Annotated in this window: 25 protein-coding genes and 1 tRNA gene; 13 read left to right on the top strand and 13 right to left on the bottom strand. The window is 50.3% G+C overall.

Annotated features, from left to right (window positions below; translation table 11 throughout):
• Positions 1 to 249: 249 nt before the first annotated feature.
• A complete protein-coding gene (gene petA, locus NDI52_RS10140) occupies positions 250 to 1,233 on the bottom strand; it encodes a cytochrome f (RefSeq protein WP_190770594.1) in 984 nt (327 codons plus the stop codon).
• Positions 1,234 to 1,288: 55 nt separating this feature from the next.
• Complete coding sequence (gene petC, locus NDI52_RS10135) at positions 1,289 to 1,828, bottom strand: cytochrome b6-f complex iron-sulfur subunit (RefSeq protein ID WP_190770593.1); 540 nt, start codon at positions 1,826 to 1,828, stop codon at positions 1,289 to 1,291.
• A 194-nt stretch (positions 1,829 to 2,022) separates the two neighbouring features.
• Between petC and NDI52_RS10130 the strand changes: the two genes are divergently transcribed.
• Positions 2,023 to 2,334: a DUF3067 family protein gene (locus NDI52_RS10130; RefSeq protein ID WP_190770592.1), complete on the top strand. Its 312-nt coding sequence runs from the start codon at positions 2,023 to 2,025 to the stop codon at positions 2,332 to 2,334.
• A gap of 93 nt (positions 2,335 to 2,427) precedes the next feature.
• Positions 2,428 to 2,574 carry a hypothetical protein gene (locus NDI52_RS10125; protein ID WP_190770591.1) on the top strand — a complete coding sequence of 49 codons (147 nt, stop codon included), beginning with the start codon at positions 2,428 to 2,430 and terminating at the stop codon, positions 2,572 to 2,574.
• A 34-nt stretch (positions 2,575 to 2,608) separates the two neighbouring features.
• Here NDI52_RS10125 and NDI52_RS10120 read toward each other — a convergent pair whose 3' ends face one another.
• The 3 genes from NDI52_RS10120 to NDI52_RS10110 all read right to left on the bottom strand — a co-directional run bounded on the left by NDI52_RS10120 (position 2,609) and on the right by NDI52_RS10110 (position 4,227).
• Positions 2,609 to 2,944 (bottom strand): tRNA-binding protein, encoded by a 336-nt coding sequence (locus tag NDI52_RS10120; protein WP_190770590.1) that lies wholly within the window; start codon positions 2,942 to 2,944, stop codon positions 2,609 to 2,611.
• A gap of 152 nt (positions 2,945 to 3,096) precedes the next feature.
• On the bottom strand, positions 3,097 to 3,897 hold the full coding sequence (tatC, locus tag NDI52_RS10115) for a twin-arginine translocase subunit TatC (protein WP_190770589.1): 801 nt from the start codon (positions 3,895 to 3,897) through the stop codon (positions 3,097 to 3,099).
• A 204-nt stretch (positions 3,898 to 4,101) separates the two neighbouring features.
• On the bottom strand, positions 4,102 to 4,227 hold the full coding sequence (locus tag NDI52_RS10110) for a hypothetical protein (protein ID WP_277874374.1): 126 nt from the start codon (positions 4,225 to 4,227) through the stop codon (positions 4,102 to 4,104).
• Between the two features lie 134 nt (positions 4,228 to 4,361).
• Here NDI52_RS10110 and NDI52_RS10105 point away from each other — a divergent pair.
• Positions 4,362 to 4,434: transfer RNA gene (locus tag NDI52_RS10105), tRNA-Phe, on the top strand.
• Between the two features lie 403 nt (positions 4,435 to 4,837).
• Here NDI52_RS10105 and NDI52_RS10100 read toward each other — a convergent pair.
• Positions 4,838 to 5,029 (bottom strand): hypothetical protein, encoded by a 192-nt coding sequence (locus tag NDI52_RS10100; protein ID WP_190770587.1) that lies wholly within the window; start codon positions 5,027 to 5,029, stop codon positions 4,838 to 4,840.
• 62 nt (positions 5,030 to 5,091) lie between these two features.
• Positions 5,092 to 5,691: a 3'-5' exonuclease gene (locus NDI52_RS10095; protein WP_199307731.1), complete on the bottom strand. Its 600-nt coding sequence runs from the start codon at positions 5,689 to 5,691 to the stop codon at positions 5,092 to 5,094.
• A gap of 308 nt (positions 5,692 to 5,999) precedes the next feature.
• Between NDI52_RS10095 and NDI52_RS10090 the strand changes: the two genes are divergently transcribed.
• Entirely contained in the window at positions 6,000 to 6,278 is a 279-nt protein-coding gene (locus NDI52_RS10090; RefSeq protein ID WP_190770586.1) for a BrnT family toxin, read from the top strand.
• The gene (locus NDI52_RS10085; protein ID WP_190770585.1) at positions 6,241 to 6,519 is read left to right on the top strand and encodes a BrnA antitoxin family protein; all 279 of its coding nucleotides are present in this window, start codon (positions 6,241 to 6,243) and stop codon (positions 6,517 to 6,519) included. The genes NDI52_RS10090 and NDI52_RS10085 overlap by 38 nt, the downstream gene beginning before the upstream one ends.
• 114 nt (positions 6,520 to 6,633) lie before the next feature.
• Here NDI52_RS10085 and NDI52_RS10080 read toward each other — a convergent pair whose 3' ends face one another.
• Positions 6,634 to 7,095 carry a GNAT family N-acetyltransferase gene (locus NDI52_RS10080; RefSeq protein ID WP_190770670.1) on the bottom strand — a complete coding sequence of 154 codons (462 nt, stop codon included), beginning with the start codon at positions 7,093 to 7,095 and terminating at the stop codon, positions 6,634 to 6,636.
• Positions 7,096 to 7,275: 180 nt separating this feature from the next.
• Between NDI52_RS10080 and NDI52_RS10075 the strand changes: the two genes are divergently transcribed.
• From NDI52_RS10075 to NDI52_RS10065, 3 genes are all read left to right on the top strand, one after another.
• Entirely contained in the window at positions 7,276 to 7,659 is a 384-nt protein-coding gene (locus NDI52_RS10075; RefSeq protein WP_190770584.1) for a hypothetical protein, read from the top strand.
• Positions 7,660 to 8,603: 944 nt separating this feature from the next.
• Positions 8,604 to 9,824, top strand: coding sequence for a calcium-binding protein (locus NDI52_RS10070; RefSeq protein WP_190770583.1), 1,221 nt, complete (start codon positions 8,604 to 8,606; stop codon positions 9,822 to 9,824).
• A 282-nt stretch (positions 9,825 to 10,106) separates the two neighbouring features.
• Complete coding sequence (locus tag NDI52_RS10065) at positions 10,107 to 10,298, top strand: hypothetical protein (RefSeq protein ID WP_190789307.1); 192 nt, start codon at positions 10,107 to 10,109, stop codon at positions 10,296 to 10,298.
• A gap of 786 nt (positions 10,299 to 11,084) precedes the next feature.
• On the opposite strand, the gene NDI52_RS10060 is transcribed toward NDI52_RS10065, so the two are convergent.
• The 3 genes from NDI52_RS10060 to NDI52_RS10050 all read right to left on the bottom strand — a co-directional run bounded on the left by NDI52_RS10060 (position 11,085) and on the right by NDI52_RS10050 (position 16,265).
• A complete protein-coding gene (locus NDI52_RS10060; protein WP_190770582.1) occupies positions 11,085 to 12,518 on the bottom strand; it encodes an ABC transporter substrate-binding protein in 1,434 nt (477 codons plus the stop codon).
• 176 nt (positions 12,519 to 12,694) lie between these two features.
• Entirely contained in the window at positions 12,695 to 15,265 is a 2,571-nt protein-coding gene (locus tag NDI52_RS10055; RefSeq protein ID WP_190770581.1) for an EAL domain-containing protein, read from the bottom strand.
• A 1-nt stretch (position 15,266) separates the two neighbouring features.
• Positions 15,267 to 16,265, bottom strand: a complete 999-nt coding sequence (locus tag NDI52_RS10050; protein WP_190770580.1) for an ABC transporter substrate-binding protein — start codon at positions 16,263 to 16,265, stop codon at positions 15,267 to 15,269.
• Positions 16,266 to 17,219: 954 nt separating this feature from the next.
• Here NDI52_RS10050 and NDI52_RS10045 point away from each other — a divergent pair.
• Positions 17,220 to 17,639, top strand: a complete 420-nt coding sequence (locus NDI52_RS10045) for a hypothetical protein (protein ID WP_190771816.1) — start codon at positions 17,220 to 17,222, stop codon at positions 17,637 to 17,639.
• A gap of 612 nt (positions 17,640 to 18,251) precedes the next feature.
• Here the strand turns inward: NDI52_RS10045 and NDI52_RS10040 are convergent.
• Positions 18,252 to 19,220 (bottom strand): calcium-binding protein, encoded by a 969-nt coding sequence (locus NDI52_RS10040; protein ID WP_190771817.1) that lies wholly within the window; start codon positions 19,218 to 19,220, stop codon positions 18,252 to 18,254.
• A gap of 227 nt (positions 19,221 to 19,447) precedes the next feature.
• On the opposite strand from NDI52_RS10040, the gene NDI52_RS10035 reads away from it, so the two are divergent.
• The 3 genes from NDI52_RS10035 to gntK all read left to right on the top strand — a co-directional run bounded on the left by NDI52_RS10035 (position 19,448) and on the right by gntK (position 23,405).
• Positions 19,448 to 19,750, top strand: coding sequence for a helix-turn-helix transcriptional regulator (locus tag NDI52_RS10035; protein ID WP_190771818.1), 303 nt, complete (start codon positions 19,448 to 19,450; stop codon positions 19,748 to 19,750).
• 68 nt (positions 19,751 to 19,818) lie between these two features.
• Entirely contained in the window at positions 19,819 to 21,423 is a 1,605-nt protein-coding gene (locus tag NDI52_RS10030) for a hypothetical protein (protein ID WP_190771819.1), read from the top strand.
• A gap of 440 nt (positions 21,424 to 21,863) precedes the next feature.
• Complete coding sequence (gntK, locus tag NDI52_RS10025) at positions 21,864 to 23,405, top strand: gluconokinase (RefSeq protein ID WP_190771820.1); 1,542 nt, start codon at positions 21,864 to 21,866, stop codon at positions 23,403 to 23,405.
• Between the two features lie 514 nt (positions 23,406 to 23,919).
• Here gntK and NDI52_RS10020 read toward each other — a convergent pair.
• Positions 23,920 to 24,099, bottom strand: coding sequence for a DUF4278 domain-containing protein (locus NDI52_RS10020; protein ID WP_190771821.1), 180 nt, complete (start codon positions 24,097 to 24,099; stop codon positions 23,920 to 23,922).
• A 236-nt stretch (positions 24,100 to 24,335) separates the two neighbouring features.
• On the opposite strand from NDI52_RS10020, the gene NDI52_RS10015 reads away from it, so the two are divergent.
• Positions 24,336 to 25,238, top strand: coding sequence for a YihY/virulence factor BrkB family protein (locus NDI52_RS10015; RefSeq protein WP_190771822.1), 903 nt, complete (start codon positions 24,336 to 24,338; stop codon positions 25,236 to 25,238).
• Positions 25,239 to 25,270: the final 32 nt, after the last annotated feature.

Here is a 25,270-nt window from a genome sequence, read left to right as displayed (position 1 = left end):
ATTCTCATTTTGAAATCAGGCCCGAAAACTGCGCGCCTTTGGCGCGCAGTTTTCGGGCTTCAAAGCCGAGAGGGCGCGCCCTCTCGGCTTTGAAGCCCATACTGAGAATTGCTGTTGCTGCATTGTCTTATAGCGCTGTGCCTGTTGGTTAAGTATGGTGGTGTGATTAACGTATTTGCATATTGCTATAAATACAAAGACCCCCGGTATTTATAAAAACACCGGGGGTCTGAAACTCAGCGGGTTAACTTAGAAGGACATTTCGGCTTCTTGAACACGCTCGACCTGTTTCTTCTTCAGCACCAGCATGATTTGCGACAGCATCACCGCTGCAACAAAGGCGATCAGACCCTTGATGCGGTTGGGGCTTTGCAGCACGATTTCGGTGTCTTTCTGACCGAAGCCACCCACGTTGGGGTCGTTGGTCAGCGCTTGCCCAGCGGTTACCTCGTCGCCTTCAGAGACGATCAGTTGAGGGCCAGCGGGAATTGCGTCAACCACTTCACCATCGGCAGTTGCGATAGTAACCGCAGCGCTACCGTCAGCGTTTTGAGCGATCGCCGTTACAGTACCCGCCGCAGAGGCGTTGTAAACGGTGTTGTTGCTCTTTTCACCCGTGGGGTAAACCTGACCGCGACCGCGGTTAGCACCCAGGTGAACGGAGTACTTACCAAAGTGGATAGCCTTGTCGCTACCAGGATCGGGAGACAGTACGGGGAATACGATTTCCTCATACTGATCGCCGGGCAGAGGCCCTACGATCACGATGTTGTCCTGGCCTTCGGCATAGCTCGTGAAGAGGTAGTTGGGGCCCACTTCTTCCTTCATTTCTTCAGGAATCCGATCTTCGGGAGCAATCTTGAACCCTTCAGGCAGCATCAGCACGGCACCCACGTTCAGGGAGCCCTTTTCGCCGGTGCTGGTGACCTGCTGAATGCTGTGGTCATAGGGGATCTTGACAACGGCTTTGAAGACGGTATCGGGAAGAACCGCCTGGGGTACTTCGATTTCCGCAGGTTTTGCGGCCAGGTGGCAGTTTGCACACACGATGCGACCCGTCGCTTCGCGGGGGCTGGCGTAGTTTTGCTGTGCCCAGAAAGGATAGGCTTGAGCGGCCTGGGGATGGAGCAGATCGCTGCCGAAGCAGAGGGCGATCGCCGCCAATACCGCCAGGGTTGCTCGGAGGCCTGTTTGAATACGTGCAGGCACAGACGACCAAATTGTTGATTTCATCGGATATCTGTTCTCAACCAGGGGTTTGACAATAAAGATTTGGTACAACGAGAGATTAGGACCACCAGGGATTGTCACCCGTGCGGAAGTCTTGCTCCGTCCAGGGGGTGAGGGTTACCTTGCCGTCCTCGGTCACATCGGAATGTGCCAGAGCCAAGGACAGGGGAGCCGGACCCCGAACCACTTTACCCGTGTTGTCGTATTGCGACCCGTGGCAGGGGCAGATGAACTTGTTAGCACTTGCGTTCCAGGGCACAACGCAACCCAGGTGGGTACAAACCGCGTTGATTGCGTAAGTGGCGATCGCGCCATCTTCTACAACCAGATAGGTGGGGTCACCCTTGAGGCCCTGAACCAGCGAGCGATCGCCCTCTTTATGAGAGGTTAAGTAGTCGCTGACAACAACGTCGTTACCCAGCGCATCTTTGGCTGTTACGCCACCACCCGCGCCACCGCTGGAGGGGGGGATGAAGTATTTCACAACCGGATACAGAGCGCCCAGCGCCGTCCCCGTTACCGCCCCAAACGTGAGGAGGTTCATAAACTGCCGCCGCCCCAAATCAGGCACGTCAGCATTTCCAGAAACTTGAGTCATGATGTGAATCGGATAAGCTACGAAATGGATCGGCAACCGCCGCGATGACCCCTGGTGTTTCAGGCTGAGCCAATATTGGGCACCCTGGCCCATCAGCCGAACGCGGCATTGATTTACAGTCTGTATTATTGCATCTTCTAGATTCCATACGGGTTAAACCCATCGATTGCAAAGTTTTGTTACAGGGGTCGGGCATGACGGGGGAAGAACTTCATCAAATGATCGTGAGTAAATGGGGCTGCTCCTTTGATGTGCAGCTTCGCAAGGTGCAGGGGAAGGTATTTTTTCAGGTGATGTGGAAGTACCTGGAGCAGGCGTCTTTCCCGATGTCAGAGGAGGAGTATTTCGATCATTTGAATGACATCGCCCAATATCTCAACGCCTGGGGCAGCTCTCACCAGGTGCAGGCCTATATTGACCAGACGAGTGAACGCCCGCGCCTCGGTAAGGCCGTGAGTGTGGCGCTAGATTTGGGCGATCGCGCCTCCGAGTGGATGTTGGAATGACGTAAAACCCCAGCCGTTTGGGAAAGGGCGGGTTTTGCCGTCAGGTTAATGGTGAGAAGTGGGAGGTATCTGCTAAACCCGCCCCTACGCCCTATGCCTATAGGTGGCGCGATCGCCCCATCGGTTCCTTTAAGACACAAACCTCCATCCAAATCTGTAGGGGCAGGTTTTGCCGTCAACAGACAACGAAGCCAGGGACTCCCTATCAAACCTGCCCTGACCCAAGAAATCCCACTGTAGCCGATTGCCCTCCCAAGGAATGTCCTCAAACTCGCTACAACACCCGTAACCCCAGTGGCACTTCCCGGTCGGGCTGAATCAGGGCTACTGCTCCACCATCCAGCACCACTCCCAACACCAGCACCTCTGACATAAAATCGGCTACCTGTCGGGGTGGAAAATTCGTTACCGCTAAAACCTGCCGATTCAGTAGTGTCTCTGGCGTATAAAAATCTGTAATTTGGGCACTCGACCTCTTCGTGCCCAGCTCCCCAAAATCAATCCACAACTTATAGGCAGGCTTCCGAGCCTTTGGAAACTCCTCAACGCGAATAATCCGGCCTGCGCGGATTTCGACTTTCTCAAAGTCGGCATAGGTAATCTCAGCCATTCCCCACCTCTCTAAACCATGGCTTACGTATTCTGGTTGTGCGTAGGTTGCTTGGCATCCTACGCACAACCAGAATACGTAAGTCTATAAAGAATAGGGCGTACGCTTTGCGCACGCCCTATCAACACTATTCAAAATATCCTGACGTTTGCCTATTTACCTAGCAGCTTGGTCATTCCAATGCCGCCGAAGTACAGCAGTAGAATTGCCCCTGCCAGCAAGCTCTGAGTCACTGGGTCGGTGGAGGGGGTGAGTACGGCCCCCAGAATGGCCCCGCCCAGGATGACAAAGCGCCAGCCCGACAGCATTTGCTTCGAGGTCACAATTCCTAATAACCCCAGCAGCATTTGAATAACAGGAATTTGGAAGGCCAACCCGGTGCTAAACAGCAGCAGCAGCACAAACTCGAAGTAGCGATCGATTGACCAGAGCTGCTCTACTACATCTGCACCATAGCTGATGAAGAAGTTAAGCGCGGCGGGAATGAGGGCAATGTAGGCGAAAAATAGTCCACCTACAAACAGGAGGCTCGATCCGAGCACGATCGGCCCAATCAGCCGTCGCTCTTTGCGGGTTAGCCCCGGCAGCACGAACTGGATGATCTGATAGAGGACGAAGGGACTGGCTACCAGCAGGCCACTGTATCCCGCCACCTTGATCGACACAAAGAAGTACTCGCCTGGCGACAATTGCAGAAATTTCACGCCCTGAGCGGGGACTTCCAGCAGTTGCACAATGCGATTGACGAAGACGAAGCAGCCAATTATCCCTGCAACGACGGCAATTAAGGCGTAGAAGATCCGCTGCCGCAACTCTTCGAGGTGGTCGAACAGCGACATCTCCACGTCATAGGGGAGTTCGTCTTCGACCTCCGTGTCGGGAGTGCCCTTAGGCGTGGCATCCGCTGGCGGAGGACTGGTCTGAGCAGTGTCTAGTTCGGTCGGCGCAGTCATAGTGGCAGCAGTCTGTGGTTGAAGTCTATTTTAGATGACTTGCTGGGAGAAACCCAGGTCGCCTACTATCTGCCCGGCAATTCTCGCTTGAAGTGGGGTTTTTCTGGGGGCGGGCATCTTGTCTGGCTAAGCGTTGGGCAGGCAAGATGCCTATCCATAAAAGATGTTGTTCTTTAAGACCAAGGGGCAACATGTGAGTTGTGGTTACCCGCCGCCCAAAAAGCTTTTTTTGGCGATCGCTCCCACTCTCCTTCCCCCAATACCGCTCTCAACCATAGGCAGAATGAGGGGTGTGAGGCGATCGCCCTTCCCACCCGCGAGGCATTTCAAAAAAAACTTCCACTTTTTTTTAAAAACACCTTGCAAAATGTTTTGACCCTTTGTTACTATCAGTAAGCGCTCGGGAAACGGGCGCACGAAGCGAAACGCCCTCACCGAAAAGGTTTGACGTTTACTTCATCCCAGCCGGGATAGCTCAGTTGGTAGAGCAGAGGACTGAAAATCCTCGTGTCGGCGGTTCAAGTCCGCCTCCTGGCATTGTTTCAGCGTCTTCACCCGCTGGAAAGGAAAATAGTCGGACTATTTTAGCCTCCATCCTGGAGGTTTTTATTAACAGTTTGAGGTCATTAATCTTGCTTTCAAAGAAAGCATCATTTTTACCTTTGAAAGGACCTTCTTGCAAGGTTGCATAGACGTGAATAAGCTCACTAGCTAATCCATTAACCAGGTTTTTAAGGCGTTGAATTTCTGTGTCTTTATCCATTTCTTACTTAACCTCATAACCGACACGGAGTAGAGCTTTAAGCCTTCCACCATCTAAAGCAATGGTTACCCTAATCAATCGAGGCTCCCATAGCACTGGATAGGAAAGACGGCCAGGTTCAGGTGTAGCAGTGAAAAACCAATGATTTGCTTTCATAGCACTGCAATGGGTAATAAATTAATCCTCTCGTGGTTCCAGACCACGCTTTATTCGATATTCATCAATGCAGCTATCGAGGGGCCTTTCATTGACGCATTGGTCGAAACTGAGCCTATCCTCAACAAACCAGATGATAGGTGCAACTATCAATGCAATTCCACAACCAACAAACACACCCCAGGCGATCGCTTCAATTTCTTTACTTGACATATACATTTCCTAAGTAATTGTTTGCGAGGCACACAAAGATTCAACTTCATTCATAGCTACAACTAAGCCCCCTCTTGGTAACTTGCCGCCATCCGACGCATGACTGACAATGTGGCTTTGCAATCTCCCAGAGCAGAGTGATCGCCTCCTGGCAGCTTCTGCCAGCGATAATTACCGTGGTAATCGTTCCACTCTCCACACCAGGCCGAATACTGAAGCATGGCGCAATGGATGGAGCCGCCATTGAGAAAAACGCGACATTGCCGCCGATCGCTTGTGGGGAAAGCTAAGTGAATTCCGTATGGGCGCAGCGATTGACGAATCAACTTCAAGTCATACTCAGCGTTATAGATAACTAGGTCTTTGTTCCCTACAGCTTGGAGTATTGGCACTAACAGCTGGGAAAATGTTGGGGCATTTTCTACGTCCTCATCATCAATTCCGTGGATGTCGGTTGCCCGTGCCCCAATAGGGCAGGTGGGCTTTACCAGGGAGTTAAAAAGCGGATAACCTAAATTGCTTAGTATTGCAATTTGCACTATTTCATCTGTACTCCCTAGACCCGTTGTCTCAGTATCAAGAATGCAGAAATTGCTATTTTTTAGCAGTTCATGTGCCCACATCGCCGCTAATTGATGGTCATTTTGTTGGGTCATTACCATGGTTTCCTCCTGTGATGGGTTGCCTGGAGGGGCAACTATTCAAACGGAAAAGTAACTATTGCAGCTCTAAAGCTTCATCTTTCTGAATGAGAGAATGAGGTTTTCAGAATATAGCCAATTGGTTATGTAGTCCAAATCTAGTCCTCATGCTCAGAACTGAGAGACGAGGATGCGATCGCCTTCCCGAATTCGCTGCAAAGTCAATCAAATTGCCTTGCTTGTTGGGAAATAGCAGCTCTATGGCATTTGCTGATTTGAGATGTCATACAAGATAATAGATATACGCTAACTAAGGTATTTAGGCCTTCATGCAGTTTGAGTGGGACGAAGCGAAAAACTTAGAAAACATTCGTAAACATGAGATTGATTTCGCTGATGTTCCTGAGATGTTTGAAAGCCCAATGCTGATTGAGTTGGACGATCGCTTTGACTATGGTGAGGATCGCTGGTTTGGTATTGGGTTTCTAGGCAACGGTGTGGCGGTTGTGGTTTGGACAGAGCGACAAAATGATGTAATTCGGATCATTTCAGCACGAAGGGCAAATCGATATGAGCGGCAAAGACTTAAGCAATACCTCTCGTACTAATTGGGAAGCATTGGAGTCAATGGATGATGAAGGGATTGACTATTCTGACATCCCTCCATTGACTGCAGAGTTTTTTGAGAACGCTACCTTAAGAATTCCTGCACCTCAAGCTCAGCATTTGGTACAGCTTGAGCCCGACATTTTGAAATGGTTTCAAGCTCAAGGTGGAGAATATCGAGCTTTAATCAACTCGGTTTTACGCCGTTACATCGAAAGCAGCGGCGAACAGTCTGTTATTTAGGGGCGTGTGTTTAATAACCTGTCATTTCTTTTGTGATAATGGGAAGCGATCGCCAATCAAAGAACTGACAGCAGTTCTGCAAAGTCAGTGTCGTGGGAATTGTTTCGCTATTAGCTACAGGAACTTTTCCATTGCATAGTTGATGAACGTTTCGCCTCCGCGAGATACTTGCTGTTCTTTGACAACTGAAAATCCCATCCGCTCAAAAAACGGCTTCGCGGTAATGCTGGCTTCAACAAACAATCGGCTTAACCCTAGCTCAACAGCTTTCGCTTCGATAGTCTGATAGATTTGCCGACCTACACCACGACCTATATAGTTTTTATGACAGTAAAAGCAGTCGATATGTCCATCTGCCTCTAGCTCTCCGAATCCAGCAATCACACCCTCATCCTCTGCCACATAGGTAAATCGGTTAGAACAAACCTCAACCCAGTTTCTAAAGTGGATGTCGTCAGGAGCCCAGGCCTTAACCTGATTCACGGAATAATCGCGCACATTCACTTCACGGATTGTGTCATGAAACAGTTGCGCGATTTGTTCAGCATCCTGTGCTTCAAATAAGCGTATCTTCATTGCGATCGCTCTCCATCCATCATGCAAGGTAATGCTTCTATCCATCATCCCTACAATTGCCAAGCCAGCAATTCCTGGTCTTTGCATGAGCCGTTTAGGGAAGCCAGGGGCATTCTAAGGAGAAGCTTTCAATCTTAAAAATTGAGAGCTTGCAACTATTGTCATGCCTTCAGGGGCTTCATGCTTTATCTTGCTCTGCTTGTCTGCGTAGCGATCACCCTGGGTTTGCTTGGCCTGCTGCTGTCCATCATCCGAGAACAACAGCGGCCCAAGCCCATCGCCCTCAAGCCTTATTCATCTAAGCGATCGCCTACCGCTCGTCAGCGCTCGTCAGCGCCCGTGTTAGCCAAGGGAAGTGTGAGCGATCGCACCCGTCCGCGCGCACAAGCTCAGCCCAAACGACGTAAGCCTACGCGGGCTTACCCACAATTGGAGAAATTGCTACATGGCGATCGCGCCGCTGCCGATCGTCTAATTCAAAACCTTTTGGATAGTTATCCCGATAAGCCTGAGCAGTGGTGTTACGAGAAAGCCCTCTTCGATCTGAACCGCGATCGGCACTGAAAGCCGAAAGAGGGAACCCTGATTAATTCGGCAAATGCAGAGCCAATACCCAAATCGACCAACTGGCTGGATTGTCAGTAAAGTGATTGCTGATTTGGAAAGGGATAGAGGGCGCTAATAATAATTTTGCTATTTTGATTATCCTGAGAAGGAGAGTATGAGACTAAGCCCCATGCTCTCCTTCTCATAATTAACATTCTGCACCTTCCCAGTACCAGAACCGAAGAGGAGTTTTTCTGTAACTTAGTGGCAGAAAAGCTCCTCTCCTGGGTTTTATGTATGATCTGATACGACCTCCGCTTTGTATAGAAACGGTATGTTATTTGCTGGGGTGTCCTCTATTTGGGCATCTCAGGAGAAAGCAGACTGTTACTTTATAAGTAAATTTCCTGTGGGACTAGCGACAACTGAACTTTCCAGAACTTCAGGTTTTTTAGAGGCTGCTTCTCACACTTTTTACAACCACTGTCAGAGTATAGCTTTGGGTGATTTCAGGTAATTTTTAAGCCTACTGAGAGTATCCCCCAGATGGGTGAGGGGTGGTCGTGCGATCGGGTGAGGAATCAATAACCTCTAAAGAAAGCTTAGGCGGGGCAAGGGATAGAGGGGCTTTTGCTAACGCTAACTCCAGACCTTTTCTGTAACGACACACACAAAATCGCAAATTATAGTCATAAACATAGAGTTCAATAAACACAGCAAAGCACTGATAAAACTGCGAAATGGATGAATTGCAAAAAGAGTTTCTGCTCTTGAGAAAGCGCTCCTACAATTCACCATTCAAGTGATTCAAAATCTCCAATTGTTGCAGGCTTAAGTCTCAGAAAAAAGCTTCCTCAAGTTTGGAAAATCCTATTCGTCAACGGGGCAACGAACCGTAGGCATAGGCTCTGCTGCGCTGCCATGAACTACCTAAAATAACCCATTCCTTCTGGAGAACTGTAATGCTGGTTACTGGTACCAATTCCAATGAAAATAACGTTACTCGCCCTCAACTGGTTGGGAGTGAACAGGATGATCAAATGTATGGGTTGGGTGGGGAAGATATCCTGTATGGATTAGGCGGAAACGATTTATTGGATGGGGGCTCAGGTATTGACACCATGTATGGTGGTGCAGGAAATGACACCTATGTTGTGACAGGGGGAAGTTTATTTATTGATAGTGTTGTTGAACAAAACGGAGCAGGAAATGACACAGTTCATTCATACGTCTCCTACACCTTGGGGAATTATGTAGAGAACCTCGAATTACAAAGCCTGATCTCACTTCCTGGGCAACCTGCTGTTAACAATAACCTCAACGGCACAGGCAACAACCTCCAAAATCGTATTACGGGTAATATTGGCAACAATGTTTTGCAAGGATTAGGCGGCGCCGATACACTTCTGGGCGGTTCGGGTAGCGATACTCTCTATGGCGGCAGCGAGGCTGACCTTCTAGACGGTGGCTTTGGCGCAGACTTCATGTATGGGGGTACAGGTAGCGATACTTACTATGTCGATAACGTGGGTGATGTGGTCGCCGACAGCAGCTCGGCTTCAAGTGGAACCGATCGCGTCATTCTCAAATCTGTTCTCAACTACACCCTGTCTGATTATGTTGAAAACCTGGAACTGGTTTCCAACACCACCACCGCTCAATCAGGTAGAGGTAATGCACTAAATAACCAAATTAGTGGTGGGTTAGGGAATGACACCCTGCGAGGCTTGGGTGGAGATGATAACCTCTATGGCCACACAGGTAGTGATAATTTGCTAAGTGGTACGGGTAGCGATCGGCTAGTGGGAACATTCAATGGTCGGGGTGAAATTGATCGATTAACAGGTGGTGCAGGCAATGACACGTTCGTGCTAGGGCAGGCCTTGACCCCAACGGGTGGGAACTACTATATCGACAATAGCTTTCTCTCCTCTGGGACAACCGACTATGCGCTGATTACAGACTTCGCCGTTGGTCAAGACAAAATTCAGCTCATCAATAACGCATCCCAATACATTGTTCAGAATGTAACTCTGGGTTCTGTCAGTGGAGCTGGAATTTATATCAAGGGCAATCAATTAGCAGTAGCGGAGCTCATTGGTGTTGTACAGGGCGTATCTGCGGCAAATCTGAACTTGAGTGGGGCTTCGTTTACCTACGATCAATACCAGCCCCCTCAGTAAAACCTTGTTGTTTAAAGGCCCATACTCTAGCATGAGCCTTCTACCCAGCAAAACTTAAACTCGGGATGTACATGGTGCTTTGCATCATGTACATCTTCAGTTCTGGGTGTTGCTAGCTGGGGGGTGAAATGGAACGTCAACTATAGTTTGGCGCTCCATTTCACCCCCTGGTTAATATCAGATTTTGTGGCGGCTTTATAATTTGTGCGAGGGACGGGCATTCTAGGGGTAAGCTCTTATCCAAAGGCTACAGACTCGACTTTTATAGTATTCAGGGTTTTTATGATTTACTGTACTCTGTTGATTGCATGCATTACCCTCGTTGGAGCATTGCTGATGCTGCTTCAAACGATTTTGGCTACAGCGATCGCCCAACCCTCGCTCACAGTATGTAAAATTTACTGGCTACCGAGCTCAGCCTCTTCAAATTCTGACGTTACACCCCAACCCTATTCAACATCTTTTGAGAAGTAGAAGGTCGTTGAGTTAGAGCGATCGAAATTGCACTCCTTGTTACACATTCACTTTAAAGAGTGAGTGTATGTTGAATGCTAATTCAACTCTTGAGAGTGGCAACATGAAATGGCTGGTTAGATATTTTTATGAGATTAAGCCAGCTAAAGCTGTTCTCTGGTGCTATCTCATTTGGTATCTGGTTACCGTTTACTTCTACTTTGATTCATCTCTCAAACTTTGGATTAATTCATTAGGAATCAGTGCTGTTATTGGTACCGGATTAATCTTGAGTGTATCCTCTAGTAGAGATGGTCGACGTGATCACTGGCAACTATTTAGGCTCTATCTAATGCCGTTTTGCGTTTCTAGCTTCTCGGCTCTCATTAAAGATCAGGGCTTTCTGCTGATTGTGTCCCCTAATATTCGAGAAACGTTAATTACAATTATCTGTTGCACGTTATTTCTCTGTTTAGTGTTCGTAGTTAAACGTATAAAGCATCCATGGATGTGGCATCGCTAGGATCGTGCATTAAAAGACCTTCTGTATGAATCGTTTTTGGGGGCGTGAGTCGTTGCGCGGCTCCGCCGCGCAACGACTCACGCAGGAGGTCTGTTGATTCTAGGGCTTGTGTAAGCTCACTATCCCTAGTAGGCTGCGGCCTAAGTTCACAACCTATGTTTTGTGTGGGGTGCGAAGCACCCCACACAAAACATAGGTGATGGATTTCCGCCTCAGCGTACTAGTGTGTTTTTGTTGGCTATGGTGTGTGATGCATATAGCCAGCATAGCGATGAGTTTAGGCGTTATTGAGCAGGCACAAAATCATACCCAAAGCCTGAGCGGGAACCAGGAGCGACTTTTACCAGTTGCATGGGAAGATTGCGATCGCCCGATGCCAAAAAGCGGATGCTTCCGGTTGCCCCTTCAACGGCAAAGCTAGAGTTTCGAAGCGTTGTGTCAATACCTTCGCGAGTGGGATTGGCGCGCAATCCTTCAACAATGGCAATCACAGCATCATAGGCTGTTGCTGTACGCCAGTTAATATCTCCCCCCCAGAGTTGCCGGGCCGTTTTGGTGAATGGCGATTGAGCATTGGCCTGGATAATCCAGGGTACTGTAACGACCATCCCTTCGCTATTGGCACCGCCAATTTGCAACAACTTGGGGCTATAAAGGCCATCGCCACCCACCAGGGGCAACTGTCGGCGGTTTACCGCAACCATTTGAATCGCGGTATCGATGTTGCCAGAGTTGGTTAACAAAACCAGCGCTTCAGCTTGTTGCTGTTGGGCTGCCTTTACAGCATTCCCAGGATCAAACCCGTTACCTGTAATATCTACCTCTGATAGAATTTGCCCGCCGTCCGTTGCAAAGGCCGTAGAGAACTCGTTTTTAAGGGAGATGCTATAGTCGCTCTGGCCGTTGAAAAAGACGACAACGTTGCGCTGCTGTCCTGTATTCATTAAGTGTCGGGAAAGGGCCGTGGCGGTAAAGCGATCGCTCGGCACGGTGCGAAAAATATAATTCCCCTGCCCCGACAACTGGATGGAGGTACTGGTGGGAGAAATCATAACGAGTTTCCCCTCGTTATAAATGGGCGCAGCCGCCAGCGACGCGTTACTGCTGAAATGGCCAATAACCGCCAGCACCTTGGAGTCATCCACCAGGCTACGGGCAACGGTTTTCACCGTATCCAGATCGTCATCATCACTGGCAATGAGCACCCGCAAGGGAGTACCGTTGATGCCCCCTGCCTGGTTTACCTGATTCTGAGCTTGGGCAACGCCCCGCAGTATTTCCAGCGCTACATTAGTGACCGTGCCAGCCGGTACCGAAACGGCGATGGTGTAAGACGGGCCATCTCCAATCCGAGCATTATTCAGATAAATTAGGGCTTCAGGGTCGTTGGAGTTCTGTTGCAGTGAGGCTTCTAACAGACGTACGGCTTCTGAGTAGTTCTGGTTGGCGATCGCCGCCACCGCCGCTGTTTTGTCTTCAGACGCACCCTGGGGAAATAAGACTTGTTGTCCCAGGCTCAATCGTTGAGCAATGGGGGTATCGGTCCCGGGGGAAGTGCCCTGGTCTGGTGCATCGGGAGCCGTCGCCGTGGGTGAGGAGGGACGCAAGACATTTCCCACATTGAAGCGGCCCACAAACCACCAGGCTCCAGCCCCGATTAAGGCCAGGGTCACGAGCAGAGACAGAATCAGTGCAGGGGTTTCGTTTTTGTTTGCCACGGCCCGATTGCTACTACAGATACAGTTCTTGAAGTCATCATATCGCCATAGTACTCGACGGCTTAAGTTTGCGAAGGTTCGGAGGTGAGAGAACCCCCTCATGGGTTGATTTCCCAGTTATTCTCATGCTGAAATCCAGCCCGAAAACCGCTCGTCTCAGACAGCAGTTTCCGGCTTTAGAGCTGATAGACGGCCTCCACGGTGTCAAATTCTCGTGCCAAAAATGGTTGAGGAAACGAGATCCCATAGCCCTGAGCGTAATCAACGCCGATTTGTTTTAGCTTTTCGGTGATTTCGTCATTCTCGACGAATTCGGCAATGGTGAGCAAATTCATGGCATGGCCGACCTGATTAATGGCGTTGACCATGGCTAGATCCAGTACATCGGTCATCATATCTTTGATAAACATGCCGTCGATCTTGAGGTAATCTACTGGCAAAGTCTTCAGGTAGGCGAAGGATGACATGCCGCTACCAAAGTCATCCAAAGCAAAGTGACACCCCATGCGTTTGAGATCCTGAATGAGCGCAACAGCTTTTTTGAGATTGGCGATCGCTGCTGTCTCCGTCACTTCAAAGCAAATCATGCTGGGGGGAATCTGATAGTGGCTCAAGCGCTCACGAATAAAGTCCACCAGATGTTCGTCACTGAGGCTGGCTCCCGATAAATTCACCGCATAGATGCCATCAAGATGGCAGTATGGCCCCAGGGTCATCCCACTCCATCGTGGATCGGGTTGCTGCATACGGATGTACAGAGTCGCAAATAAGTGATCAATCACCCAACGGTCAAGCTTGGGCATTAGGTCATACCGTTCAGCCGCTGGAATAAATGCCATCGGAGGGATGGGCTGACCGTCCAGGCCTATCATGCGCAGCAGAATTTCAATGTAAGGTCGCGGTGTTGCCAATTGGCCCGATTGGATTGGCTGTACTCGCTGGTAATAAAGTTGGAACCGTTCCTCTTCGAGTGCCCGGGTGATTTGGGAAACCCACTGACGCTCGTTGCGCTGGCGCATCAGATCCTCGTCGTCTTGCCGATACACATGAATCCGGTTGCGGCCTCCGGCTTTGGCTGCATAGCAAGCAGAATCAGCCGCACTGAGTACCTGGGTATGGTTCTGAAAATTGTCATCAACCACTACCAGGCCAATGCTGACCCCGATGGTAAAAACCTTATCCTGCCAGGAGAAGCGGAAATTATGGACGCGATCGCACAACAGTTGGGCAATGTTCATCGCTGTTTCCGGAGAGCAATCCCATAGCAACACCCCAAACTCATCGCCCCCTAACCGAGCAAAGACATCGCTTTTGCGGACCTGCTCGTGCATAAGCTGAGCAATCAGGATGAGGAGTTCATCTCCTGCGCAATGACCGCAAGTGTCATTCACAATTTTGAATTGGTCGAGGTCGAGATAGCAGAAAACATGCTTCAGGTTGCTGCTATGGGCTGTGGACATGGCCTGTTGCAGGCAAACCTCAAACTCATGGCGGTTGATTAGCCCGGTTAGCGCATCGTGACTGGCCTGCCAGGAGAGTTTTTGGGAGAGGGAGAGAGCCTCTGTCATATCTCGCAGCACCAGCACAGCCCCAATAATGTCGCCCCCAAGGCGGATGGGAGCGGCCGAGTAGTGCACCGCAAAAGCCTGACCGCTTCGGGGATGCAAGGTGTTGTCATGGGTCAAACTCATTACGGGGCTGCCCTGAAGCACCTGTTGCAGGCAGGCAGGCACGATCTCCTCTCCCTCAATACTTCGCATCTGCAAAACTTGGGGTAACAGACATCCCACGGCAGTGGCTTCTTGCCATCCTGTCAACCGTTCAGCTGCCGAGTTCATGGCCTGAATTTGGCCTGCCGAGTTGGTTGTAATGACAGCGTCTTCAATGGATTGCAGGGTGATCTGGGCCAACTCCTTCTGGCATTGCAATTCCTCGGTTCTGACACGAACCATGGTTTCTAGATTGTTATTGAGATCCTGAAGCTGGGTTTGCTGAGTGCTTAGAACTTCGAGCATGTGGTTAAACGTTTGTCCCAGCATCGTCAACTCCAGTACACTGCCGGAGAAGTGGAAGCGAGCCTGCAAATTGCCCTGAGATACCGACTGGCTTAATTGAATGAGCTGCTGAACGGGTGCAAACAAACCCCATTGCACCAGGGCTTCCACCAGGGCTACCAGAGCGATGCCCACCAGTCCCTGCCGCAGAAGTCGGATTGTTACCGATCGCCAGACCTCCTGATACTCCCGCTGCCAGTTCACTCGCACCACCAGAGCCGCAGCCACCTGACCTTGCTGGTTGGTCAATGGGAGGGCATAGTTGTGGTAGTAGGGTTTGGGGCCAGGGGCCGAGGAGAGGCGGAGCGATCGCATGGCCTCTTCTGCCAGGTCTTGCCATGCAGCAGGAGAAGAAGCGCGATCGCCTTCGGTATCCCAATGGGAATCTCCCCGCTGACGGGCCAGCACGGTTCCCTCTGACCCGACCACCAGGACATCTACACGCCCCCCAATTACAGACAGCCGAGATAGGGCCGCTTCTACAGCGACGCGATCGCCCGTCTTGAAGGCGCGGTCTAAAACCAGACCGATGAATAGGGTTTCCTGGTGCCCAACCTCTCGCCAGGTATGGGCATGCGTCGCCGTGTCATGCATCGCATGGGTGAGTACAACAGCACCCCAGCTGCCCAAAAATGCCCCATAGGTAGCCAGAATCAGTGATTTTAGTTTGAAACCCGGTTGGAATACTGCCATGTCATGGTCGGGCCGCCTCTACAATGGATGGCTCGTAAAGGGATTGAGGGTCAAAGTCTGATAGGTTGGGATTCGTACTTTTCAGAAAGTCGTAGGTCGCTTGCAATTGTGCCGCAACGGTGTTCGGTCCGCCTTGGGGGGCAAACAATCGGTGGTTGTCTTCAAGCCGTAGAAAACGAATGCCATCGGCCTCGGCTTTAAGAGCTTCGCTGGGGCGATTGTTGATTGCCGAAAGTAGCTGCCAGCAGCGATCTGCTTCGGTTTCACACGTTGCCCGCATCTGATCCCAGGCTTCCACGAGCTGAATATAGGAATCTCGATTAGCTTGCAGTTTTGACTTGCGAACCACAAGTACATTCAGAATCAAATTGGGAAAATCTCGAGATGTGGTGAGAATGTGCATGTTGGGCAATGCCACTGCTGTGCTTAGGTTCGGTTCCCAGGTGACGACGGCATCAACCTGACCTGTTTCGAGGGCCTGGTTGACCTCATCGGCTTGCACATCAATATAAGTAATGTCATCCAGGGTTAACCCGGCTTTCTTTAGAATAGCCAACAGCAGGTAGTGGCTGGTGGCTCCCGTTTCTGCTCCAATCCGTTTGCCCCGTAGGTCAGCCAGGGTACGGATCTCCTTGCGGGCAACCATGCCATCGGCTCCACTCGATTCGTTATAGGCATAGATGACAGCCATATCGGGATCCGTGGCTGCCAGGTTGATGGCAACATCGAGGGTGAAATTTAAAACATCTGTGGTGCCATTGCGAAATGCCTGGACGATATCGTCTGATGTCTTGATCGCTGGTAGATTCAGATCCAAGCCATGGCTTTTGTCTAAGCCCAACTCCTGGATAGCAATGAAGCCCTGATCGCCGGGCCAATCTGTGGGCAGTAGAGTGAGCGATCGCGGTGCAGGGTGCACAAGTCGCGGAACGAGCGGCACTACCGCCAGGGACACCCCCACAATTAACCCCGTAATCAGGACGCGAGGTATCCGCACCACAGCCTTTCCTCCCAATGTTTAGTACCTGCTTGAACATTGGCCTGTTTATAGCGATCGCCCGGAGGACAACCTCCAATGCAATAGATTGGAACGCTTGAAGATTGCAGTTCCAATTATTGAACAGGTTTACCTGCTTCTCAATGGCTATAAAAAGGCAAATGCCTATTTTTAGAATTGCCAGAAGTGTGCATTAAATTCAAAAGCCATCACAAAACTTCAGCATTCCGGGACCAAGCCTGAGTAAGTGGTCATCGTTAACCATTTAATTTGAAGGCTATGTTGGCCACAATGCAGTCAGCATCGTCTTTTGGGTTATCTGTTAATTGGCTGATACCAAATCAATGTGAAGCTGCACAGAATGAGAGTTGCGGCGGGTACCCGCCGCAACTCTCATTCTGTGCAGCTTCATATAAAAACAGTATGAGCCACTTATTGTTTATTCACTCAATCGTTCTAGGAGTAGTTTCTACCAATCCCTGCTTTTTGGATTAACAGTGCAACTTAATGAAACAAGACCCAAAACTCATGCCTTAGTGTGGTAAGGAGCATGGTTTTTTGAATTTTACAGCGCTTTTCAAACGCTTAAAATCTGATTGTTTTTGTGAGAGCCATGTTCCGCGTGGCTCTCACAAAAACAACCGTAGCTGATTCAAGTGCAAAGCACCGTAGGTTTAATTGAGCTGGGTTATTCACCTTGACTAAATAATCACCCGAATGGGTGAAGTTCCCATTATTTAATCGCATTTTTCCGTATTGCTTTCAGGTTCTGTTGTAGTTCTAAAAAGTGTTTGAGAGTTGCACTAAAACAGAAGAATTCAGCCCTTTGAATTTAGTTTTCAAGAATGTTTATCCGTTCTAGTAAAGCTAGTTTCTTCTGTAGAGAGTGCGAAAAAGAATAAACTTTTCGGACACTTTTCTATCCTGATTATCGTTTTTGTTGAAAGGTTCATATTTATGAAAGCGAGAGCCCTTGTATTGCTGGCCATTGTAGGAGTTCTGTCTACTTCTTCGGTGGTGGCTGCCCAGCAAGCACGATTACCTCAACCCAATGCGAATGGTGACTACACAGCGCGTACCAGCCATAGTTCCTGGCAAGTAGTTGATCCTGACCCAAATGGCTTGAATTGTCGTTGGTCGAGCCAAATGCCTGCAGAATGGTATGCACCGGATGCGCGCCTTCCCCGCAGGGATGTGGTGAACTGGGGCGTTGTACGCCGTTTCGCGACGGGAACAGTATTAACTGCCAATACGACTCCCGCTGGATTTGCGACAATGACAGATTCCCGAGGGCTGCCTTGGCTTAAAGTATCGATCGGAAATAACGATCAGATTTGCTTAGTACGGGCGAATAGCCGATTTGTTCGTCCTCGGTAGGACGCGCTTTAAAGCTGGCTGAAAGGTTCATTTTTTCGTGCAGGAAGTGCACGAAAAAATGGCCTTTCAAGCAGGCCCTGAATCCATTTCAGTATTCAATTTGATGAAGTACAAAAAGCAGTGTGTGGTGCGTAGCACCACACACTGCTTTTTGTACTTCATCAACCTACATAATGCTGCCAGCTCAGCAAAAGAGAAGGATATGAATGCGGGAAAACCCCAAACGTCAGACTACGTTCCACGCCTTCTCTCATATCTCATTAGATTGGCAAGACGTATAACTTGCATAAAAAAATAAGTCTTAAACAAAAGAAAAAGCTGATGTTCCCGCCAGACCTGCGGAAGGCATCAGCATCTTGGACTTTGGAGCGGCCCAGCCTGAGAGAATGTTCAGATTAATGACCGTGGGCGCGAAGCACAGTTATTAACTTTGCATCGAATCGAACATTCTATAGTTGAAAGGTTGAAACATATGAAACAGACAGATACTTTACGGACTTAAGCATCCCTTGAACCAAAATATTCCAACCCTGTTCAAGAAGTTGTTTGAAACGTTTGAGAACGGATGAGTCTCTCTGTATAACACGCACGCTTAACGTTTCAAATACGCACTTATAGAGCGTAAGAAATATGGCCAAAATCGGCTGGAGTGATAGTGTTGGCATCAACTCCAACAAGGATTGCCAACGTTTCTCCGCCAAGTTTGATGCGGGTGTTGTCGCCCTGTTGTCGGATGGTGAGCTCGGAGAAGGCAATCTGTACCAGACCCAAGCGATCGCCCGCCCCAAAATCTACAATCTTATCTGTCCCAGTGCCTGCTTCCAGAACAAATACATCGGCTCCAGCTCCGCCCTTGAGCCTATCTCGGCCTTCGTTACCGAACAGGGTGTCATCCCCAGTCCCGCCAAGAAGCGTATCTCTTCCGGTGCCACCCCGCAGGATGTCATCCCCAGCACCACCCCTCAGGCGATCGCGGCCATCGCCCCCATAGAGGCGATCGCTCCCGCCACGCCCTAGGATTTTGTCATTTCCCTCGTCACCCCAGAGTAAGTCACGCTGCTGGCTCCCCCGGATCGTATCGTTACCCTGCCCACCATAAATGCCACTGCTGGTTGAGCCAGCCGTCAGCCGATCATTACCGGAAGTGCCTGTGATTAAGTTATCTACAACTGTGGGCATGTCATCTACATAGATGACATCGAGGTCAGAACCGGGTATTTCAGGCATAGGCCACGGATCTGTAGGAATGGGGTCATCGAGTCTGGGGCCTCTGGTCGTCGATCCGGGACGAAAGCCTGGAGGGAAGCAGATCAGCGGATCTGTAATGATGATTGAGGTCGTGGCCATAAGCTCAGCATCAGGGGTGGTAGCTCCCTCCTCGGGTGAATTGTCTGTTGCTTCGCCGCCTAAGGTTTGGAAGGTCTGAAATGTTTCAAAAACGCCTGAATCAACTGGCTCGAAAGCAACCCAATCATTTACCACCCAATCAATAGGGTCAATCCACTGAACATCAGTCTCTTCAGAGGAAGGGGAAAGCTCGCTAGATAGCGATGAGTCCGTGTTGGTTAAATCTAAGGCCATAAACTAATTCTCCATATGAGTGACGTGGACAGCACGGCCTATTGGAATCGCTGCCTCTAATAATCAGGATGCCCTAAAAACTTCACCCTAAAACAATTTAGGCTAAAACTTCATAGATCTGCAAGGTTTACCTAAAGAAATTTAGTCAAGCGCGACTATGATAGAGGAGTGACCTTAAGGCGGATACCCCACAGTCTGCCTTTCCCCTCAATCTCTGGGATGAAACGATGACAATTTCGCAGATCGCCGCGTTGCGCGAGCAGGCTGGCCTCACCCAGCGAGAATTGGCTCTGGCAGTTGGGGTTACTGAAACGACGATCGCTAACTGGGAGCGGGGTCGTAGCGGTTTGGATTGGATCGAACGGCTCATTCGCCTGTGCCGTACCCTCAATTGCAATCTCGAAGATTTGATTGCAGAGGAGGTTGAAGCAGAACCTTCTGAGCCAACGTTTGAAGAATTGCGTCAGATGTATCGGGAGGGGCGTCTGTCAGCTTTAAGCTCGTCTCCTGTGACACCCGATGCTCTGTGACATCAGATGCTTAAGCGGGAGAGGAAGCGGGCACACTAGGACATCAAAGGGGCCAGAGGCAGCGGTCTATGAAGCATGTTTTAGTGCGAGAACGCTTGATTTGGGAGGCACTGCACCAGGACGCCACGTCAGACTTTGACGTGCTATGGGAGATTTTGCAATCTCGCGAGGTGCAGGGCTATGTAACGGATGATGATTTGACGGCACTGTACCACCGACTGGCTCAGGAGCAGGGCTGTGGTCCGGCCCACCAGCTCACGAGCCAGTTTCGGAGAGTGCTCAAGGTCTATTCCCCTGACCGAGATGGGGCGCTGGATGTGGCGATCGCCCACCCTCACGACGATAATCCCCTTGAACCGACTGAAGACCTGCCGACCTTATCGGTCGCCAGCTTTCTGGAACGGTACGTTCTTTACCAGCTTTATCAAACCGATACCCCAGAAGTACCCCAGGGCGGATGGTACCGTCGATGGCGAGCTTCAGGGTTTGACCCGATGCTGCTGTGGCCTGTGGCTCTGGTGCTGGTTTTGCAGGAATTGCCTGCATTCCAACAATGGTTGCTGGCTGCGGAGATGATGCCCGGAGGGGACCGGCCTACAAATGGCTTGTTGTCAGGGGGATGGGCGATCGCCTCTTATCCCCAATCCGATGCAACAACTTCTGGCCCGGATGTCCGCTCGTTAAAGGATGCACCTCCCCGGGCCACCCAAGGGGAGAGCAACGAGCTCCCCTCATCGGAGGTTAACCTACCCTCCGATTCCACAACCCTGTCGGCGGATCCCCTATTAATTGCTCGCTCTGGTCCTTTGGCTGAGGTTCCACAGTTTACCTGGCGGGAAATCGTTATGGGAAACAGGGGGGGCGATCGCCTTCCTGATCCACCTGCCCCGACCGTTGTAGAACTGCCATCCCCACCGGTTAAGTCCAATGCCTCAATTCCAGTCGTAGAACCTGCCGCTGCTCCAGTTACAGTCGTCGCTCGGGCAAGCTCTACTCCGCAGGTGCGCCCGGCTGCACCCGTTGAACCGCAGAGGGTAGAGGGATTCCCCGCTCGGGAAGGCGCACAGAATCCAGGCGGAAGTTTACCAGTAGCTGGACCGGGTAATGGTGCGCCCTCCTCGGGCCAGCCTCACCCTCCGTCTCCTGGTGTCGGTCTGATGGGTGTAGGCTCAGGCTCTGCGTCTTCTCCCCCAACCTCGGGGGCTCCGATAGAATCGCTTCCTCCAGGGGATCAGCCGACAATGGCGACAGAATCGCCGCCCTCCGGGCCGTCATCGGGTTCCCAGGCACCGCAGCAGGAAACTGTGCCAGTATCATCTCAAGGCTCTGGACAGACCGATCCGCTTTTGGGAGATAGCGCGGCTCCTGCTCACAATTCTGCTCAGCCGTCAAATCCAGGGGTTACGGATGCGCTATTGAATCCTGCGCAGTCTGAAGCAGCTCCATCGAGACTGCCAATTCTACCTGAGAATTTTCTAAATCTAAACCCCCATCTTCCTTCTCAGACGCCTGCTCCAAAGAACTGGCAGCCTGTGTTGGATGCCGAGTTAGTGCATTCTGGTGTGGGGCGATCGCTGCTGTCGTCCTATCAAGAAACGGATCAACCCAAAACGGCCTTAATACTAGCTTTTGGGAATGGAAACGCCAGTCAAAACATTCTGGTTACCACTTAAAAAGTTAACCAGGGCTTCTCTGTTTTTATGAGGCTCTATAAGAATCTCGTCCAGCATGAAAGCGGGAATCTTGAGTGGGAAGTGCGGCTAGGCCACACTTCCTACCTAACCTCAGTTCGGGTTAAGGGCTTTTTCGAGTGCCGCGCTTCGCGCGGCACTCGAAAAAGCCCATTATTGCGTGCGCGTCGCGCACGCAATAATGGGCGGTTTGGCTTATCCCGAGCTGACGTTACCTAAAATTCCCGCTTTCATTCAACTTGTAATCTTCCGAGAGTTTTAGGTTTTTGGTGATTTTGCTGATTAGCCTCTTGCTTTAAGGCGGGGGGCAGAAGGCAGAAGGTTAGTTCTCCGTTAAATTGTCGACATTGCTTCTTTCCTTCTGTCCCAAAGTCTCTCTTTCCCCCGGTTTCCCTCGCCTTTCCTCCTTCTTCTGTCTTGCTATGAACATCCAACCCCTCATTCTTGGTATCGACATTGGTACCACCAGCACGAAAGCGTTGCTGTTTACAGCACGAGGCACAATCGTCGCTCACCATGCGATCGGCTATCCTTTGCTATCTCCAGAACCTGGCATTCAGGAGCAAGAACCCGAGGCAATTCTGGCAGCGGTGGTGGGATGTGTGCAGGCCGTCGCTCAGGCAAACCCTATCCCCCCTGACTTGTGGGTGGGTATGTGCTTCAGCGCGGCAATGCATAGTTTGATCGCGGTGGACGCTCAGGGATTACCCCTGACGCGTAGCATTACCTGGGCCGATCGCCGCAGCGCAGGCTGGGTCGACAAAGTACGTCTTGAGCACAACGGTAAAGAGATTTATCACCGTACAGGCACCCCCATTCACCCAATGTCGCCGTTGTTAAAGTTGCTGTGGTTGCAGCAAGAACAACCCGAGATTTTTCAGCGGGCAACCAAGTTCATTTCCATTAAGGAATATGTGCTGTACCACTGGTTTGGTGAGTATGTGGTGGATCACTCGATTGCCAACGCGACCGGGCTGTTCAATATGAAAGCGTTGGATTGGGATGAGGAAGCGCTGTCCCTTGCCAATATTAAGCCCGATCGCCTTTCTCAACTGGTCCCGACTACCCATGTGCTTAAGGGAATGAAAACGGACTATGCTGCCGCCATGGGAATTCCAGCCGAGATGCCTGTCGTTGTGGGGGCGAGCGATGGGGTGCTGGCAAACCTGGGGGTGGGGGCGATCGCCCCTGGCATCGTTGCAATTACCATTGGCACGAGCGGTGCATTACGAGGGGTTGTGGATCGGCCCGTCACAGATCCCTTAGAGCGGCTGTTTTGCTACGCTCTGACGGAGAAGCACTGGGTCATCGGCGGTGCGGTCAACAACGGCGGTATTATCTTGCGATGGGTACGGGATAACTTTTCGGCGGCAGAAGTGGCGCTGGCTATTCAAAATCAACAAGATCCCTATGAATTGATTACGGCCCTGGCAGCCCAGGTTCCTCCCGGCTCAAATGGGCTAATTTTTCATCCCTACTTAGCGGGGGAGCGATCGCCCCTTTGGGATGCCGATGCCCGTGGCAGCTTCTTTGGGCTGAATATGCACCACAGCCGCGCCCATATGATTCGAGCGGTAATGGAAGGCATACTCTACAACCTGTATGTTGTGATGCAGTCGTTACAGGATGCGGTGGGCCTGACACAGAGCCTGCGGGCCTCCGGTGGATTTGTGCGATCGCCCTTCTGGCGGCAAATGCTGGCGGATATTTTCAATCACGAAGTGGTCATTCCAGATAGTTATGAAAGCTCGGGTATGGGCGCTGCATTCCTGGGGTTGTACGCTCTAGGCTATCTACCCTCTTTGGAGGAAACGATGAGCTATTTTGAGGCGGTTGGTCACCATCAGCCTAATCCCGAGCATGTGGCTCAGTATCGGCGGGTGTTGCCACATTTTGTGCGTTTATTGGAGTTATTTAGACGGGAGTATGGGGCGATCGCTCAACTGCAACTCGACTTGTCTTAGGATCGCTACCAATTTGAACAGAACCCAGTGCAGATGTTTGTAAGGAAATAGCTCGTAGAGCCATTTCCTTACAAACATCTGCCTAGTACGCTGAGGCAGAAATCCATCACCTATGTTTTGTGTGGGGTGCGAAGCACCCCACACAAAACATAGGTTGCGAACTTAGGCCGCAGCCTACTAGTTTGGTCTTTAAATTAGTAGCGAAACAATAAACCCCGATTTTTTTGGAAAGCTCGACTACACCAAGCTTTCCAAAAAAATCGGGGTTTATTTTGTACGAAATCTTTAGCGTTGAAGGGGCGATTTTTGTGCAGGAGCTGGAATGACGTAAGTTTTGTGTGAAATAGCAAGGTGTGGGTAAAGAAAAACCGCTGCATCGTTCATGCAGCGGCTCTGCGTTGTCGGTCATCTTGTCTGAGGAGAGGAGGAAAGATCATTCTTGTTGGGACAGTACCAAACGCACTTCAGTCGGATATCGGGTGCGTTCTCGTTCAACCCATTTGTGGCTCAATGCTTAATGCAATCTGCAGTAAGTCGTGCCCCAGTACCGTAGTTGAGGAGCATTGTCGGGCAAGGGCATGTTGGTGGCCCGAAATTGAGTGGATACGCCCCGGTACTGGCCGAGCCCTTCACCGATAGGCACGTCGAAAGTCAATTCTGGAGAGTAGGCGATGCCACGGTAGGAAAGTCTCATAAGACTGGCTCTGGCGATTTCTGGGGGTGTTGATACCCATAACTTCCAGCCAGAGTCGCAGCATTCCAGAGTAATTTGAGTGTTCTTTCTCAATAGGTGGCTGTGAGCAAGGTCACTGATTTTTTCTCGGATTACGCCTTGTGTCTCCGGGGGGAAGAACAAGTTAAGAATACCGTTCATGCTAGAAGCTAGTACTCAGCGGCGGAAATCACTCCGTAGCTACAACGGATAGGAGCATGGGATTTCTTGAAGAGGGATGGAGGTTGTTAAAGGCCACTATCCGAGAATGGCACGCTAAACAAATTTCGGTGCTCGCTGCATCACTGGCGTATTATGCGATCTTTTCCCTGGCTCCGTTGATTATTATCTCCGTCATGATTGTGGGGGCCTTCTTTGGAGAGGCCGTTGCGGAAGGGGAAATTGTGGGGCCTATCCGCAGTGTGATTGGGGAGGATGGGGCACGTTTTGTGGAAGCGCTTGTTTACAATCTGCGCGAGGAGACAAGTGGAAGTAGTAATAGTATCCGTTGGATGATCGGTGTTGGTTTTCTACTATTTGGTGCATCGGGCTTTTTTGTGCAAATTCAAAATGCCCTGAATCGAATTTGGGAGGTTGAGCTAGAGCAAGGACGACAAGTACAAGTATTTTTTCAGAAGCGTCTGTTGTCATTCTTGATGGTTCTACTTATCTCAATTTTGGTCTTCTTATCTGTATCCGCGAATATTGTTCTGGCATATTTCATAGATATGTTAACGGGTGTCTCTCCTATGTTAGAGAGCTTATGGCAACCCCTTAGCTTTTTAATTACGTTAACAATCATCATTCTATTAATGACAAGCATTTATAGCATTCTTCCTGATGCGACAGTTGATTGGAAAGATGCGTTAGTTGGATCTGCCATTACAGCTGTTCTTTTCATGTTTGGGCAGTACTTATTTGGGCTCTTTCTGCGCCAAACTAACTTTGGTTCTGCCTACGGTTTTGCCAGTACGTTCATTGTTTTAGTGACCTGGATCTATTACTCAGCCCACATTTTCTTATTTGGAGCCAATTTAACTCAGGTATATGCAAAGAGATTAGGCCACGCCATTGTGCCCGAAGAAAACGCAACTCGGGCAACGAATGCTCAATCTAGTTAACCTTCAGTCGGGATAAGGGCGTTTTTGAGTGC

Origin of the sequence: Leptolyngbya sp. PL-A3, assembly GCF_039962325.1 — a bacterium.
In the GTDB taxonomy this organism is placed as follows: domain Bacteria; phylum Cyanobacteriota; class Cyanobacteriia; order Elainellales; family Elainellaceae; genus Vacuolonema.
The sequence above is the reverse complement of the archived record's forward strand: the minus strand, read 5'-3'. Positions and strand labels throughout refer to the sequence as shown.